The sequence below is a fragment of the Aeromonas sp. A600620 genome (genome assembly GCF_029479985.1).
GTDB classification, from domain to species: Bacteria; Pseudomonadota; Gammaproteobacteria; order Enterobacterales; family Aeromonadaceae; genus Aeromonas; species Aeromonas veronii_A.
In genome coordinates, this window is record NZ_JAAKXB010000004.1 from 190,442 (window position 1) to 206,629 (window position 16,188).

Annotated in this window: 11 protein-coding genes; 6 read left to right on the forward strand and 5 right to left on the reverse strand. The window is 60.5% G+C overall.

Going from position 1 to position 16,188, the window contains the following annotated elements; translation table 11 throughout:
• Positions 1-41: 41 nt before the first annotated feature.
• The gene (ansA, locus tag G5533_RS07690; RefSeq protein WP_005335195.1) at positions 42-1,049 is read right to left on the reverse strand and encodes an asparaginase; all 1,008 of its coding nucleotides are present in this window, start codon (positions 1,047-1,049) and stop codon (positions 42-44) included.
• A 446-nt stretch (positions 1,050-1,495) separates the two neighbouring features.
• Between ansA and gltS the strand changes: the two genes are divergently transcribed.
• On the forward strand, positions 1,496-2,695 hold the full coding sequence (gene gltS / locus G5533_RS07695) for a sodium/glutamate symporter (protein WP_108614086.1): 1,200 nt from the start codon (positions 1,496-1,498) through the stop codon (positions 2,693-2,695).
• Between the two features lie 231 nt (positions 2,696-2,926).
• Here the strand turns inward: gltS and G5533_RS07700 are convergent, their stop codons facing one another.
• Positions 2,927-4,798: a methyl-accepting chemotaxis protein gene (locus G5533_RS07700; protein ID WP_201946356.1), complete on the reverse strand. Its 1,872-nt coding sequence runs from the start codon at positions 4,796-4,798 to the stop codon at positions 2,927-2,929.
• Between the two features lie 256 nt (positions 4,799-5,054).
• Here G5533_RS07700 and prfB point away from each other — a divergent pair.
• From prfB to G5533_RS07725, 5 genes are all read left to right on the forward strand, one after another.
• A protein-coding gene (gene prfB / locus G5533_RS07705) for a peptide chain release factor 2 (protein ID WP_100645262.1) occupies positions 5,055-6,153 on the forward strand; the annotation gives its coding sequence in 2 pieces (ribosomal slippage) (positions 5,055-5,129 and positions 5,131-6,153; 1,098 coding nt in all).
• Between the two features lie 16 nt (positions 6,154-6,169).
• Positions 6,170-7,705 carry a lysine--tRNA ligase gene (gene lysS, locus G5533_RS07710; RefSeq protein WP_216975654.1) on the forward strand — a complete coding sequence of 512 codons (1,536 nt, stop codon included), beginning with the start codon at positions 6,170-6,172 and terminating at the stop codon, positions 7,703-7,705.
• Between the two features lie 197 nt (positions 7,706-7,902).
• On the forward strand, positions 7,903-9,696 hold the full coding sequence (locus G5533_RS07715) for an assimilatory sulfite reductase (NADPH) flavoprotein subunit (RefSeq protein ID WP_216978164.1): 1,794 nt from the start codon (positions 7,903-7,905) through the stop codon (positions 9,694-9,696).
• Positions 9,696-11,420 (forward strand): assimilatory sulfite reductase (NADPH) hemoprotein subunit, encoded by a 1,725-nt coding sequence (gene cysI, locus G5533_RS07720; protein WP_441254674.1) that lies wholly within the window; start codon positions 9,696-9,698, stop codon positions 11,418-11,420. The genes G5533_RS07715 and cysI overlap by 1 nt, the downstream gene beginning before the upstream one ends.
• Complete coding sequence (locus G5533_RS07725; protein ID WP_441254675.1) at positions 11,410-12,204, forward strand: phosphoadenylyl-sulfate reductase; 795 nt, start codon at positions 11,410-11,412, stop codon at positions 12,202-12,204. Before cysI ends, G5533_RS07725 begins: the two co-directional genes overlap by 11 nt.
• Before the next feature lie 93 nt (positions 12,205-12,297).
• Here the strand turns inward: G5533_RS07725 and proX are convergent, their stop codons facing one another.
• From proX to proV, 3 genes are read right to left on the reverse strand one after another with little or no spacing between them, the layout of a single operon-like run.
• A complete protein-coding gene (proX, locus tag G5533_RS07730; protein WP_227342055.1) occupies positions 12,298-13,296 on the reverse strand; it encodes a glycine betaine/L-proline ABC transporter substrate-binding protein ProX in 999 nt (332 codons plus the stop codon).
• Positions 13,293-14,447: a glycine betaine/L-proline ABC transporter permease ProW gene (gene proW / locus G5533_RS07735; RefSeq protein ID WP_216953006.1), complete on the reverse strand. Its 1,155-nt coding sequence runs from the start codon at positions 14,445-14,447 to the stop codon at positions 13,293-13,295. The genes proX and proW overlap by 4 nt, the downstream gene beginning before the upstream one ends.
• The gene (proV, locus tag G5533_RS07740) at positions 14,444-15,640 is read right to left on the reverse strand and encodes a glycine betaine/L-proline ABC transporter ATP-binding protein ProV (protein ID WP_216953005.1); all 1,197 of its coding nucleotides are present in this window, start codon (positions 15,638-15,640) and stop codon (positions 14,444-14,446) included. The genes proW and proV overlap by 4 nt, the downstream gene beginning before the upstream one ends.
• Between the last annotated feature and the right edge of the window lie 548 nt (positions 15,641-16,188).

Sequence of the window (16,188 nt, forward strand, 5' to 3'; positions counted from 1 at the left end):
CCTCTCCCGCCGGGAGAGGGTTAGGGTGAGGGCCGCATCGCTTAGGGAGTCAGCTCCCCGCGCAGGGACTGCTGCATCAGCTCGCGAATGCGGTGGGATGGCAAGTCTTGGCTCAGCAGGAAGTGCAGCTTGGTGAGTGCAGCTTCAGCGGTCATGTCAAAGCCCGAGATCACCCCAGCCCGCGACAGGGCGTTGCCGGTGGCATAGCCCCCCATATTGACCTTGCCGTGCAGGCACTGGCTCAGGTTGACGATGATGACGCCGCGGGCCGAAGCCTCGGAGAGCAGCGCCAGCATGGCCGGGTTTTGCGGCGCATTGCCGACCCCGAATGACAGCAGGATCAGCGCCTTCACCGGCTGTTGCAGGATGTTGGCGATCACCTCGCTGGAGATCCCCGGATAGAGGGTCACCACGCCGATGGGCTGGGGGGTGATGTCGTGCAGCACCAGCGGCCGCTCGGAGGGCACGCCCAGCTCGCCCGCCTCCAGCGAGATGGCGATCCCGGCATTGAGCAGCGGCGGATAGTTGGGGGAGTCGAAGGCGTGGAAGCCGTCTGCATGCACCTTCTTGCTGCGGTTGCCGCGATAGAGCTGGTTGTTGAAGAACAGCGTCACCTCGTGGATCGGGTAGTTGGCCGCGATATAGAGGGCGTTGAGCAGATTCTGCTGACCGTCGGAGCGCAACTCGGCCAACGGGATCTGGGAGCCGGTGATGATGACCGGCTTGTGCAGATCTTCCAGCATGAAGGAGAGCGCCGAGGCGGTGAACGACATGGTGTCGGTGCCGTGCAGGATCACGAAACCATCGTATTTCTCGTAGTTGTCGCGAATATCCTCGGCGATGCGCTGCCAATCCGCCGGGGTCATGTCGGAGGAGTCGATGAGGGGCGCATATTCGTGGATATGGTAATCCGGCATCTCGGGGCGGTGGAACTCGGGCATCCGCGCCAGACAGTCTTCCATAAAGCCCGCCATCGGCACGTAGCCGTGATCGGAACGCTGCATCCCAATGGTGCCGCCTGTGTAGGCAATGTAGATAGACTTCTTCACACCCTCTCCTCTTGATGAAGTGAACACCGCCGGAACATGAACCATGTCGGGGTGAACCACAATGTCAACGCCCGCCAGCGCCTCTGCGTGCAGCGGAAACCGGCGAATTATAGAGACTGGCGCCCCAAATGACAGCCGTTCCATGCACCCTTTTCGGCTTTTCTGCCCTCTACCTACATAGTGCTAAATGTCACAATAAACCACTAAAACGAGCATTAATACGACAAAGATGGAATTAAACGATGCTTTTTGCTACAATCCGCCGGATTTTACTAAAATCTCATCTGGATGCCTGAGCATTTCAGGCCCGCACAAGCCCCATCTTTCCTGGGGCGGGGAGATGTTTCCCCTTCTTTGTTGGCGCATGAGCCACACTGTTTTCATCCCGGCTGAATCTGTAAGTCTTTTGCTATGAAAGACACAGCCAATCAACATGGGAGTACTGAATGTTACAACTTGATTCCTACGCAACGCTGGTCGCTGCCACTCTGGTATTGCTGCTTGGCCGGGTGTTGGTTACCCGAGTCGGGCTGCTGCGTACCTTCAACATCCCCAAACCGGTAGCCGGCGGCCTGGTGGTCGCGCTGGTACTGCTGCTGCTGCGCTCCACCCTGCAGATGGAGCTGCAATTTGATACCAGCCTGCAAACCCCGCTGATGCTGGCCTTCTTCGCCTCCATCGGTCTCTCCGCCGATCTCGCCAGCCTGAAACGCGGCGGCAAGGCGGTGGTTACCTTCCTGATGGTGGTCACCGGCCTGCTGCTGGTGCAGAACAGTCTGGGTGTCGGTCTGGCGACCCTGCTCGGTCTGGATCCCCATATGGGGCTGCTGGCCGGCTCCATCACTCTCTCCGGCGGCCACGGCACCGGGGCGGCCTGGAGTGCCACCTTCTCCGAGAAATACGGCGTGCAATCCGCTGCCGAACTCGCCATCGCCTGCGCCACCTTCGGTCTGGTGCTGGGCGGCCTGATCGGTGGCCCGGTGGCTCGCTATCTGGTGAAGAAAGTGCAGGTGCCCGGTGAGGAGCACAATCAGGATGAGGCCCCCCAGGGCTTCGAAATGCCAGATATGGAGCGCCCCCTCACCACTTTCAGCGTTATCGAAACGCTGGCATTGATAGCCATCAGCCTCAAGGGTGGCGAGCTGCTCTCGGCCTCTCTCAAAGGGGGCGCCTTCGAGCTGCCGATCTTTGTCTGCGTGCTGTTTGTCGGCGTGCTGCTGCGCAACGTCCTAACCCTGCTGAACTGGCATGAGGTGAGCGATCGCGAGGTCTCCCTGCTGGGCAACGTCAGCCTGTCGCTGTTCCTCGCCATGGCACTGATGAGCCTGAAATTGTGGGATCTGGCCAGCCTGGCCCTGCCCATCTTCATTCTGCTGGCCGCCCAGACCGTGGCAATGGCGCTCTACGCCATCTTCGTCACCTTCCGGGTCATGGGCAGCAACTATGATGCAGCCGTGCTGGCGGCAGGTCACTGCGGCTTTGGCCTCGGGGCCACCCCGACCGCCATCGCCAACATGCAGGCCATCACCCAGCGATTCGGTCCCTCCCACCTGGCGTTTCTGGTGGTGCCCATGGTGGGCGCCTTCTTTATCGACATCATCAACGCCATGGTGATCAAGCTGTTTATGGCGATGCCATTCCTGTAATTCCCTTTCCGTCAGACGTATATGATCAGAGCCCACCTTTCGGTGGGCTCTTTGTTTGTTATCGACTCGCCAGGTGACGCAGGCAGAGCCGGGGCTCGTATCCGCCACCAGGGTGACCCGCGAGCAACCCGGAATCCCTATATCCCGCACTTCCCCGAACAACAAAAAGCCCCGCACTCGACAGAGGGCGGGGCTTTTTTATCTCAGCCGGAACAGGCCGAGAGTTGCACCTTACAGGATAAAGGTCGACACCTGCTGGTTAAGGTCAGCTGCCCGTCCCTTGAGACTCTGGGCCTGATCCAGATCGCGCATGGCGGCGGCGGTGATCTCGTCACTCACATCCTTGATGGCGGTGGTGTTCTGGGTGATCTCGCCGGTCACCTGGGTCTGCTCCTCAGCGGCAGTGGCGATCTGGCCCGCCATGTCGGAGATGAGGGAGATGGCACTGGTGATCTCTTCCAGTGCGCGCACCGCCTGATCCGCATCCTGCACGCTGTTGTCCGCCAGCCCCTGACTGGTCTGCATCAGGCTCACCGCGCGGGCGGTGGTCTGTTGCAGGGTCTCGATGGTGGACTGGATCTGCTGGGTGGAGTCCTGAGTACGGCGAGACAGCACCCGCACCTCGTCAGCCACCACCGCAAAACCACGACCCTGCTCACCAGCACGGGCCGCTTCGATGGCCGCGTTCAACGCCAGCAGGTTGGTCTGCTCGGCAATCCCCTGAATGGTGGAGAGAATGCTGGTGATCGCCTGCGCGTGACGGCTCAGCTCGCCGATCACCTCGGTCGCCTGCCCCACCTCTTCAGCCAGACCATTGATGGACTGGCGGGTCTTGTTGACCAGCATCTTGCCCTGCTCACTGCTCTGGGCAGATTGCTGGGCAGCGGCGGCGGTGTTCTCGGCGTTGCCGGCGATCTCCATGGTGGCGCTCGCCATCTCGGTGACCGCAGTGGCGACCATGGTCACCTCCTGCTGCTGACGCTGCAGCTCGTCCACCGCGGCCTGGTTGGTCACCAGACTGCGCTCGGCATCGGCGTTCAGCTCGTTGGCCAGCTGGCGGATATTACCGATCAGCTGGTGCTGGCTGCCGACGAAGCGGTTGAAGCTGTTCGCCAGCTGACCCACTTCATCGTTGGCATCGATCTTGATGCGCTGGGTCAGATCGCCGTTACCATCGGCAATGCGTGCCAGTGCCTGGGAGACCTTGCTGAGCGGGCCCAGCAGCATGCTGACCAGCCAGGAGATAGCGAGGATACTGCCCACCAGCACCAGCAGCGCCATGCCCAGCTGGGTCATCAGCAGGGAGGAGAGCGGCGCTTCCAGCGCGGCCTTGTCCAGCACCAACACGAGTTCCCAGTCGGTGTCGGGGATATCGACCGCCCACAGCAGCTTGTCACGTCCTTCGTTGTCGAAGTAGGCCGCCACCAGACCGTTGCTGGCCTTGCTCTGCTCGATCAGCGCATTGGTCAGATCGTTGTCGATCTCGGTGGCCGGTTTCATCGCCTTGGCGGCATCCTTGTAGGCGATGATGGTGCCGTCTTTGTGCATCATGATGGCAAAACCATCGGCCGGCAGCTTCATCTTGGTGACGTCCTCCACCAGCGAGGCGATGGAGAGGTCACCACCGACTACCCCGCCAGAAACCGGCTGGGCCAGGGTCACCACCATGATGTTGTAAGCCACGTCGAGATAGGGCTTGGTGACAATCAGGCCGCCCTTGCCCATTGCTTCCTGATACCAGCCACGGGAGCGCGGGTCGTAGCCATCGCGGTTGATGGAGGGATCGGAGTCATTCATCTTGCCGCTGCTCTCACCGAAATAGGTGAGCTGGAAACGGCCGGAAACTTGTGCCTGTTGCAAGGCATTGAGGGGGTCGACACCGGCCTTGTTGCCAAGCGCCTGAATGACGTCGCGACGGGCGGCGAGCCAGTCGCTGACACGCTCGGCCTGCTGGGTGCCCAACCGCTGCAACTGCTCCTGGCTGCCTTGCAGCAACAGACTCTTCTGGCTGCTATAGCTCTGCCAGGAGAGCAACGAGATCACCAGCGAAAGGGCGATCACCACTGACAACAGTATCTTCTGCTTGAGTGACAGGTTTTTCATCATGTGTTCTTCTTATTGAGGTGAGGAGCGGGTTTTTCCCTAAATTGCACAACACTACACGTAGTCATTAGCGACCCGAATGGCCAAAACTGAACCTGAAAATGGGTCGGCGGGCGATATTTTCTACCGAGGTGGAGAAAAGTGCACCAGAAATTGACGGCATGAGCCGCACAAGCCAAGGCAACCCTGTTTATTCCTTCCACAATTGGCTAGAATATCCCGTTTTTAAATCACATCGACCCTGAGAGTTTTCACGATGTTCGAAGTTAATCCCGTATTAAATAAACTTAAGGAGCTGTCTGAGCGGACCGAGCTTCTTAGGGGGTACCTTTGACTATGACGCCAAGAAAGAGCGTCTAGAAGAGGTCAACGCCGAGCTGGAACAGCCGGACGTATGGAATGAACCCGAGCGCGCACAGGCGCTGGGCAAAGAGCGCGTCGCGCTGGAAAACGTGGTCGGCACCATCGACACCCTGACCCAGGGCGTGGATGACGTCGAGATGCTGGTGAGCCTGGCCGTGGAAGGAGAAGACGAAGAGACCTTCAACGAAGCTATCGCCGAATCCGAGCAACTGGAAGCCAAGCTGGTGGACCTCGAGTTCCGCCGCATGTTCTCCGGCCAGCACGACGGCTCCGACTGCTATATCGACATCCAGTCCGGCTCCGGTGGTACCGAAGCGCAGGATTGGGCCAACATGGTGCTGCGCATGTACCTGCGCTGGGGCGATGCCCACGGCTACAAGCCCGAGCTGATTGAATGCTCCGAAGGCGACGTGGCCGGTATCAAATCCGCCACCATCAAGTTCACCGGCGAATATGCATTCGGCTGGCTGCGTACCGAAACCGGCGTACACCGTCTGGTTCGCAAGTCTCCGTTCGATTCCGGTGGCCGCCGTCACACCTCCTTCTGTTCTGTGTTCGTCTACCCCGAGATCGACGACGATATCGATATCGAGATCAACCCGGCGGATCTGCGGATCGACGTCTACCGTGCCTCCGGTGCCGGTGGTCAGCACGTTAACCGAACCGAATCCGCGGTACGTATTACCCACGTTCCGACCGGTGTCGTGGTACAGTGCCAGAACGACCGTTCCCAGCACAAAAACAAAGACCAGTGTATGAAGCAGCTGAAAGCCAAGCTCTACGAGCTGGAAATTCAGAAGCAGAACGCTGAGAAACAAGCCCTGGAAGAGACCAAGTCTGATATCGGTTGGGGCAGCCAGATCCGTTCCTATGTGCTGGATGACTCCCGTATCAAGGATCTGCGCACCGGCGTCGAAACCCGTAATACCCAATCGGTGCTCGACGGTGACTTGGACAAGTTTATCGAAGCCAGCCTGAAATCAGGTCTGTAAACAAGCAGGAATCACCATGTCTGAACAAACCATCACTCCGGAAGTCGACCACACTCTCGAACTCAACAACGAGATGACCGAGCGTCGTTCCAAGCTGGCCGCCCTGCGCGCCCAGGGTAATCCTTTCCCCAACGACTTCCGTCGCGACAGCCTCTCTGGCGATCTGCACGCAGAGTTCGACGACAAGAGCGCCGAGGAGCTGACGAGCCTGGGTAAACGGGTGAAGATTGCCGGTCGCATCATGACCCGCCGGATCATGGGCAAGGCTTCTTTCGCCACCCTGCAGGACATGGCCGGCAAGATCCAGGTCTACGTCACCCGTGACGACCTGCCGGAAGGTTTCTACAACGAGCAGTTCAAGAAGTGGGATCTGGGCGACATCGTGGGTGTCGAAGGGACCCTGTTCAAGACCCAGACCGGTGAGCTCTCCGTTCACGTTTCCGATATCCGCCTGCTGACCAAGGCGCTGCGTCCGCTGCCCGAGAAGCACAAAGGCCTGACCGACCAGGAAGCCCGCTGCCGCCAGCGCTACCTGGATCTGATCGCCAACGAAGAGTCCCGCAAGACCTTCATGATCCGCACCCAGGTGGTTGCCGGTATCCGTAAATTCTTCAATGAAAAGCGCTTCATGGAAGTGGAAACCCCGATGATGCAAGTCATCCCGGGTGGTGCTTCCGCGCGTCCGTTTGTCACTCACCACAATGCGCTGGACATCGACATGTACCTGCGTATCGCTCCGGAGCTCTACCTGAAGCGTCTGGTGGTTGGTGGCTTCGAGCGTGTCTACGAGATCAACCGCAACTTCCGTAACGAAGGTATCTCGGTTCGTCACAACCCCGAGTTCACCATGATCGAGTTCTACATGGCCTACGCCGACTACATCGATCTGATGGACCTGACCGAAGAGCTGCTGCGCACTCTGGCGCAGGACATTCTGGGCGACACCAAGATCCGTTACGCCAAAGAGGGCGAAGAGGGTCTGACCATCGATTTCGGTCAGCCGTTCCAGCGTCTCACCATGGTCGAGTCCATCCTGAAGTTCAACCCGGATGTAACTCTGGACGATCTGGCGACCCTCGAGAGCGCCAAGGCCGTTGCCAAGCGTCTGCACATCGAGCTGATGAAGGGCTGGGAGCTGGGCCACGTGATCACCGCGATCTTCGAAGAGACCGTGGAGCACATGCTGCTGCAACCGACCTTCATCACCGAGTACCCGGCAGCCGTTTCTCCGCTGGCTCGCCGCAACGACGTGAACCCGGATGTAACCGATCGCTTCGAATTCTTCATCGGTGGCCGCGAGCTGGCCAACGGCTTCTCCGAGCTGAACGATGCTGAAGATCAGGCCAAGCGCTTTCAGGATCAGGTTGATCAGAAAGAAGCTGGCGACGACGAAGCCATGTTCTACGACGCCGACTTCGTCACCGCGCTGGAACACGGCCTGCCGCCGACTGCCGGTCAGGGTATCGGTATCGACCGTCTGGTCATGCTGTTTACCAACAGCCACACCATCCGTGACGTCATTCTGTTCCCGGCCCTGCGTCCGCAGAAGTAAGGTTCATGCCCGCCGGGATCCATCCCGAGCGCGATAGCTTGAAAACGCCCCGCAACAGCGGGGCGTTTTTCTATCTCCTTTACCGCAAAATCACTTTCAAAATTCAATAATGGAATAAAGAAGATATTTTTATTCTTTGTTGTTAGCCAACACGCCCTTTAATCTGGCCAAAAATCAGACCATGGAAGACGCGTGTGATGCAATTGAAGGATTCCCCATTCAACCTCTCCCCCCTCTCTGACGAGCAGCAACGTCAGCTGGGTCAGGTACTCTCGACCCTCAATACCCAGCAACTGGCTTGGGTGAGCGGATATCTCTACGGCCTCTCCCAGGTGGGCATCCAGCCCGTTGCGACCGCAGGCGCAGAAGTCGTGGCTCCCAGCGGTAGCCTAACTATTCTCTACGGCTCCCAGACCGGCAACGCCAAAGGTGTCGCTACTGCCATCAAGGCGCAGGCCGAAGCCCGTGGTCTACCGGCCACCCTCGCGTCGATGGCCGACTACAAACCCAAGCAGCTCAAGAAAGAGAGCCATCTGCTGGTGGTAGTGAGCACTTACGGGGAGGGTGAACCGCCGGAGAGCGCCGTCGATCTGTTCGAGCAGCTTAAAAAAGGCAAGATCGGCAAGCTGGACGGCCTCAAGTTCGCGGTGCTGGGGCTGGGTGACAGCTCCTACGAATTTTTCTGCCAGACCGGCAAAGATTTTGACAACTTCCTCGCCAGCGCAGGGGCCGAGCGCATTTATGAACTCGCCAGCCTCGATGTGGATTATCAGGATGCCGCCAAGGCGTGGGGCGAACAGGCACTCAACGCCATTGCCGCGACCCTCTCTACCGGAGCGGCCAGCAGCAGCGTAGCCAGCGCGGTGCAGCAGGCGGTTGGCCACAGCCAGTACAGCAAGGAGAACCCCTTCCCTGCCCGCCTGTCGGTCAATCAGAAGATCACCGGCCGGGATTCCACCAAGGATATCCGCCATATCGAGATCAATCTGGCCGACTCCGGCATCACCTATCAACCGGGTGATGCCCTCGGCGTCTGGTTCGACAACGACGCCGACCTGGTGGGGGAAGTGCTGGCCCTGACCGGCCTCTCTGGCGATGAAGCCACGGCCCACGGCACCTTGCGCGCCGCCCTGACCGGTCACTTCGAACTGACCCGGCTGCACGGCGGCTTTATCACAGGGCTCGCTGATATATCGGACAACGCGGCGCTGAAAGACTTGGCCGGTGACAAGGCCCAGGTAAATACACTGGTCGCCTCCGCTCAGGTGGTGGATGTGCTGAAACGCTTCCCGACCGCGCTCACGGCCGAGCAGCTGGTTGGCCTGCTGCGACCCCTCACCCCGCGCCTCTACTCAATCGCCTCCGCACAGAGCGAAGTCGAAGAGGAGGTGCACCTGACCGTCGGCGTGGTGCGCTACCCGCAGGAAGATGGCACAGTGCGCTCTGGCGCCGCCTCCTCCTATCTGGCGGATCGGCTGATTGAGGATGGCGAGGTGCGGGTATTCATCGAGCACAACGACAACTTCCGCCTGCCCGCCAATCCCGACACACCCGTCATCATGGTGGGCCCGGGCACCGGCATCGCCCCGTTCCGCGCCTTTATGCAGGAGCGGGAAGCTCAGGGCGCGGAAGGCAAGAACTGGCTCTTCTTCGGCAACCCCCACTTTACCCAGGATTTCCTCTATCAGGTGGAGTGGCAGCGTTATGTGAAATCGGGGTTGCTGTCGAAGATCTCCCTGGCCTTCAGCCGGGATCAGGCCAACAAGATCTATGTGCAGGACCGTCTGCGCGAGGCAGGGCTTGAGCTCTACCAGTGGCTGGAAGCAGGCGCTCACTTCTATGTGTGTGGTGACGCCAACAGGATGGCCAAGGATGTGCAGGAGGCCCTGCTGGATGTGATTGCCGAACATGGCCACAAGAGCCGTGAGGAAGCAGAAGAGTATTTGAGCGAATTGCGTCGTGCCAAACGTTATCAAAGGGATGTCTATTGATGAGCAAACAACCTCTTTCTCACCCAAAAGCGGGGCCGGTCGAAGGACCGCTGGCCGACAACGAACGCCTCAAGCGCGAGAGCAACTTTCTGCGCGGCACCATAGAGCAAGATCTGCAGGATCCGCTCACCGGCGGCTTCAACGGCGACAACTTCCAGCTGATCCGCTTTCACGGCATGTACCAGCAGGATGACCGCGACATCCGCCCGGAGCGCGCCGCCCAGAAGCTGGAGCCGCTGCACAACGTCATGCTGCGTGCCCGCCTGCCGGGTGGGATCATCACCCCGGCCCAGTGGCAGATCATCGACAAGTTCGCCGAAGAGCACAGCCTCTACGGCAGCATCCGCCTGACTACCCGTCAAACCTTCCAGTTCCACGGGGTATTGAAGCGCGACATCAAGCTGATGCACCAGACCCTCAACAGCACCGGCATCGATTCCATCGCCACCGCTGGCGATGTGAACCGCAACGTGCTCTGCACCAGCAACCCGGTGGAGTCCGAGCTGCATCAGGAGGCCTACGAGTGGGCCAAGAAGATCTCCGAACACCTGCTGCCCAAGACCCGCGCCTACGTGGAGATCTGGCTGGATGGTGAAAAACTGGGGCAGGACGAGGAGCCGATCCTGGGCTCCAACTACCTGCCGCGCAAATTCAAGACGACCGTGGTGATCCCGCCTCACAACGACGTGGATATCCACGCCAACGACCTAAACTTCGTGGCGATTGCCGAAGGTGGCAAGCTGGTGGGCTTCAACGTGCTGGTGGGCGGGGGTCTGGCCATGACCCACGGCGACACCAGCACCTACCCGCGCAAGGCGAGCGACTTTGGCTTTATTCCGCTCTCCCACGTACTGGAGGTGGCGGCTGCCGTCGTCAGCACCCAGCGCGACTGGGGCAACCGGGTCAACCGCAAGAACGCCAAGACCAAGTACACCCTGGAGCGCGTTGGCGTCGAGGCTTTCAAGGCAGAGGTCGAGAGCCGCGCCGGCATCCAGTTCGGGCCGGTTCGTCCCTATGAGTTCACCAGCCGTGGCGATCGCTTCGGTTGGGTCGAGGGGATCGACGGCAAGCATCACCTCACCCTGTTTATCGAGAATGGCCGCCTGCTTGACTTCCCGGGCAAGTCGCTCAAAACCGGCATGTTGGAGATCGCCAAGGTGCATCAGGGGGATTTTCGCCTGACCGCCAACCAAAACCTGATCATCGCCGGGGTGCCTGCCAGCGAGAAGGCCCGCATCGAAGGGCTGGCACGCCAATACGGCCTGCTGGATGACGGCGTGAGCGAGCAGCGCAAGCAGTCCATGGCTTGTGTGGCCCTGCCCACCTGCCCGCTGGCGATGGCCGAGGCCGAGCGCATGCTGCCGGCGTTTGTCACCGATATCGAAGGGCTGCTGACCAAACATGGGCTGGCGGATGACGCCATCATCTTCCGGGTCACCGGTTGCCCCAACGGCTGCGGCCGCGCCATGCTGGCGGAAGTGGGTCTGGTGGGCAAGGCGCCCGGCCGCTACAACCTCCATCTGGGTGGCAACCTGGAGGGCACCCGCATTCCGCGCCTGCACCTCGAGAACATCACTGAGCCGCAGATCCTGGCCGAGCTGGATCGACTGATCGGCCGCTGGGCCACCGAGCGCAATCAGGGCGAATGCTTTGGCGACTTCGTGATCCGGGTTGGGGTGATTGCACCCGTTATCGATTCTGCGAGGGACTTCTATGCAGCTTAATCTGCCGCTTAATGTCACTGAAGATGGCCGCCTTGACCTGCAGGCGCTGCTGGCCCTCGGCCGTGAGGAGCAAGTCGAGGCACTCGCGCCCCTCAACCGCGAGCTGGATACCATGAGTGCCACCGAGCGGGTGCGCTGGGCCCTGGCCAATCTGCCGGGGGAGCATGTGCTCTCATCCAGTTTCGGCATTCAGGCGGCGCTGATGCTCCATCTGGTAAGCCGCGAGCGGGCCGACGTGCCCGTAGTGCTGACCGATACCGGTTATCTGTTCCCGGAGACCTACCGCTTTATCGACGAGCTGACCGAGCGCCTCGCGCTAAATCTCAAGATCTATCGGGCCGAGCTCAGCCCGGCCTGGCAGGAGGCGCGATTTGGCCTCCTGTGGGAGCAGGGGGTGGAGGGGATCACCCGCTACAACCAGCTCAACAAGGTAGAGCCGATGGACCGCGCCCTGAACGAGCTGGGTGCCCGCACCTGGTTCTCCGGCCTGCGCCGGGAGCAGTCCGGCAGCCGGGGCAAGCTGCCGGTGCTGGCCATCCAGCGCGGCCGCTTCAAGTTCCTGCCGGTGATCGACTGGAGCAACAAGGACGTCTTCTACTACTTCAAGGAGTTCGACCTGCCCTACCACCCGCTGTGGGAGCAGGGCTACCTGTCGGTGGGCGACGTGCACACCACCACCAAGTGGGAGCCCGGTATGAGCGAGGAGCAGACCCGCTTCTTCGGCCTCAAGCGCGAATGCGGTTTGCACGAGGAAAATGGCGAGAACGACGGCTCAGGCATCTGAGCCAGGCTGTCCACCCGCACGGCTTTCATAAAAAAACGCCCGGCAACAGCCGGGCGTTTTAATTTGCGCAAAAGGGTGGCATTCCACCCCCCATTACTTGGCGGCGCGCGCCTGGGTCAGCCAGTCGTTCACCAGCACCTCGTGGCCCTTGAGCCAGGCGTCGGCGTGACGCTCCACATCCGCCGGCTTGTTCTGCCCCTTGTTCATCAGGCCGTTCTGCACGTTGATGTCATTGAGCGGAAGCTTGACGATGGAGAACAGCCTGGCGGCTGCCGGGTTGGCCTCGGCGAACTGCTTGTTGGCCACTATATGCATGGTGTTGACCGGGAAGCCATAGTTCTTGCCGTTCGGCAGCCGGGTCTTGGCCGCATCAGGGCCGTCGGCGGGCACCTCCAGCCACACCACGTCCTTGCCCGGCACCAGCTCGCTGCTGAGCCAGTAGGGGGTCCAGGTGTAGTAGAGCACCGGCTTGCCGGCCTGGTAACGGGCACGGGTATCGGCGATCAGCGCCGCGTAGTTGCCCTGCTTGTGAGTGACGGTCGGGGTCAGGCCAAACCCGGCCAGATGACGGTTGATCGCCTCTTCGCAGCCCCAGCCCGGATTGCAACCCACCAGGTCGGCCTTGCCGTCGCCATCGCCGTCAAACAGCGCCGCCAGCTTGGGATCCTTGAGCTGACCCAGATTGGTGATGCCGTAGCGAGTCGCGGTCTGCTTGTCGATGAGATAGCCCTGGGCGGCCCCGGCCACATAGGTGCCCTCACGGAAGAACACCTTGTCGCCGCCAGCCTGCTCATACTTGTTGTTTTGCAGCGGTATCCAGTTGAAGGCGAGGAAGGTGCCATCCCCCTGCGCCACCGAGGCGTAGGCCACGTTGTAATCCACCTCCTGGGCCGGCTGGACGTCATAGCCGAGGCGCGCCATCAGCTTGCTGACCAACAGGGTCTGAAAACTCTCCTCCGGCAACGAGCTCTGCAGGGGCTGGACGCGCACTCCCTCCCCCGGCAGCTCGGTGCTGGCCATGGCGAGCGGGCCGAGCAGTTGGGAGCTCAACAGCAGGGAACCCAGGGTCAGCGTCTTGGTAATGAGCCTCATGCATTTACTCCTTTGTAATCGATAGACTTGTCGCGGCCGAGCAGGCGCAGCAGCAGGGCGGCGGGGCCGCGCTGATACCAGCGGCCGGTACGACTGCGATCCGGCTGTCCCATCGCCTGGGTCAGGCGGTCGAGCACGATGGCCAGCAATACGATGCCGAGGCCGCCGATGGAGGCGAGCCCCATGTCGAGCCGGCCGATGCCGCGCAGCACCATCTGGCCGAGGCCCCCCACCGCAATCATGGAGGCGATCACCACCATGGAGAGTGCCAGCATCAGGGTCTGGTTGACCCCGGCCATGATGGTGGGCATGGCGAGCGGCAGTTGTACCTTGAACAGCAGCTGAGAGGGGCTGGCACCGAACGAGTGGGCCGCCTCAACCAGATCCGCAGGCACCTGGCGAATGCCCAGCATGGTCAGCCGGATCATAGGCGGCAGCGCGAAGATGACGGTCACCACCACCCCGGGCACGTTGCCGATACCGAACAGCATGACGATGGGGATGAGGTAGACGAAGGCCGGGGTAGTCTGCATCGCATCCAGCAGCGGCCGTGTCCAGCGCGACAGTCGCTCGCTCCTCGCCAGCAGGATGCCGACCGGCAGCCCGATCAGCACGCAGAAGAACAGCGAGGTCAGCACCAGCGACAGGGTCACCATGGCATCGGACCAGGCGCCGATAAGGCCCACCACCACTAGCGAGAACAGGGTTCCCAGCGCCATGCGAGCGTTCACCAGTTGCCAGGCGATCAGGGTCAGCAGACCGATCATCAGGGTGGAAGGTACCGTCTGCAGCAGATGGGTCATGCCGCCCAGCGCCAGCTCCACCGGTGCACGGATCAGCTGAAACACGGGACGCAGGTTGTCCACCAGCCAGCCGATGCCATCCTCGACCCAGCTGTCCAGTGGCACCAACGCCTGCTGGAAGGGATCCAGCCAGTCGACGGCAGCTGTGGTATCCACCGTCTCGATCTGGTTCTGCCAGTCGGTGGCGGCGGTGGCGGTATCACTCCAGGGATCGGCCACCTCGGTGGCACTAGAAGCCGTGGCGCCCCAAGGGTCGGCCGCCACCTCATCGGCACGCAGGGCGGGGCTCGCCAGCAGCACCAGGGCCAGCAGCCCGCTCAGTAAAAAATTGGGATTCATCAGCTTCATGCCGGGGTACTCCTGTCCAGGGTGTTCAGCAGGTTGGCCTTGGAGATGAGGCCCAGATAAGTGCCATCCTCCTCGACCACGGGCACCTGACAGGGGGCGGCCGCCACCTGGCTGATCAGTTCGTTGAGGGCGGTGTCCGCCATAATGGGCCGGATGTCCGCCAGCAGCGCCTGCTCCAGGCTGCCTTTGGCCCTGACTGCATGACCGAGCGACTCCACCGAGACGACCCCGATGAAGCGACGCCGGCGATCCACCACGTAACCGAACTCCCGCTCTTGCTCCTTGAGCTGGCGCAGGGCGTTGCCCGGCCCGTCGGTGGTGTGCTTCTTGATGAGCGGCATCTGCTTGCGGCTGGCCACGTCGCGGGCGCTGAACACGTTGGCCAGATCCACCCCGCGAAAGAAGGCGCGCACATAGTCATTGGCGGGCTGGTTCAGGATCTCGTCCGGGGTGCCGACCTGCACCAGCTGGCCGTCCTGCATGATGGCGATGCGATCGCCGATACGCATCGCCTCGTCCAGATCGTGAGAGATGAAGACGATGGTGCGCTGCTGGCTGGCCTGCAGCTTGAGCAGCTCGTCCTGCATCTCGGTGCGGATCAGCGGATCCAGCGCCGAAAAAGCCTCGTCCATCAGCAGGATGTCAGGGTCGTTGGCAAGCGCCCTAGCCAGGCCGACCCGCTGCTTCATGCCGCCGGAGAGGGCATCGGGGAAGGCATCGATCCACTGACCCAACCCCACCTGATGGAGCGCCTGGCGGGCGCTCTGCTGGCGCTCCGCCAGCGGCACACCGGCCAGCTCCAGCCCGAAGGCAGTGTTTTCCAGCACGCTCAGGTGCGGCATCAGGGCGAAGGACTGGAATACCATGCTGATCTTCTTGCGCCGCACCTGACGCAGCTCGCCGTCGGAGATGGCGGCGATGTCCTCACCATCGATCAGTACCTGGCCGCGGGTTGGCTCGATCAGCCGGTTGAAGAGACGCACCAGGGTGGATTTGCCCGAGCCGGAGAGGCCCATCACCACGAAGATCTCCCCTTCGTCGATGGCCAGATTGACATCCTGGACCCCCAGGGTCTGCCCGGTTTTTTGCAGGATGCTGGCGCGGTCATGCCCTTTCGCCAGCAATTTGAACGCTTTTTCCGGCTGATCGCCGAAGATTTTGTAGAGTGATTTAACCTCGAGTTTGACTGTCATATTGTCCTTTTTTCTTGGCCGACGACTTGCCAGGCAAACCGTCGAACGCGAACCAATTACTTATTACACTAAGCAACAGACAACCAAAACAAAAGAACCAATAGAGTCCCAGCAAGCTAACGCCAAAATAAGCATTTGATTTTAATCAGTTATTTATATCGACAAAAAACGGACAAAGTCTGGTTTTATCCATAAAATTTTCCATATAAAACGAAGATTCACTGGGGAAAATCATCAAAAACAATCAAAAAAGAGCAAGCAAAGGCAGTTTGATGGAGGTAAAAGCATGACATGCCACCCAGATAAGCAACAGCGACCAAATAATTACATATCTAACCATTTATTGGTCACAATGAGGATAGATTGGGGGACAAGAAAAGGAGCAGAGGAGGGGCAGAGCAGAGGATGAAGGTGCATTCACACGCCGTGATGAGATCGCCCTGCCACCTCTGGACCATCGGCCTGCTGGCACGGAGCTTCTGGCAAATAGCCCGTGCGAAAAAAGCCCCTTGTGCAACACAAGGGGCTTTTTAGTGGCTATCGATTAG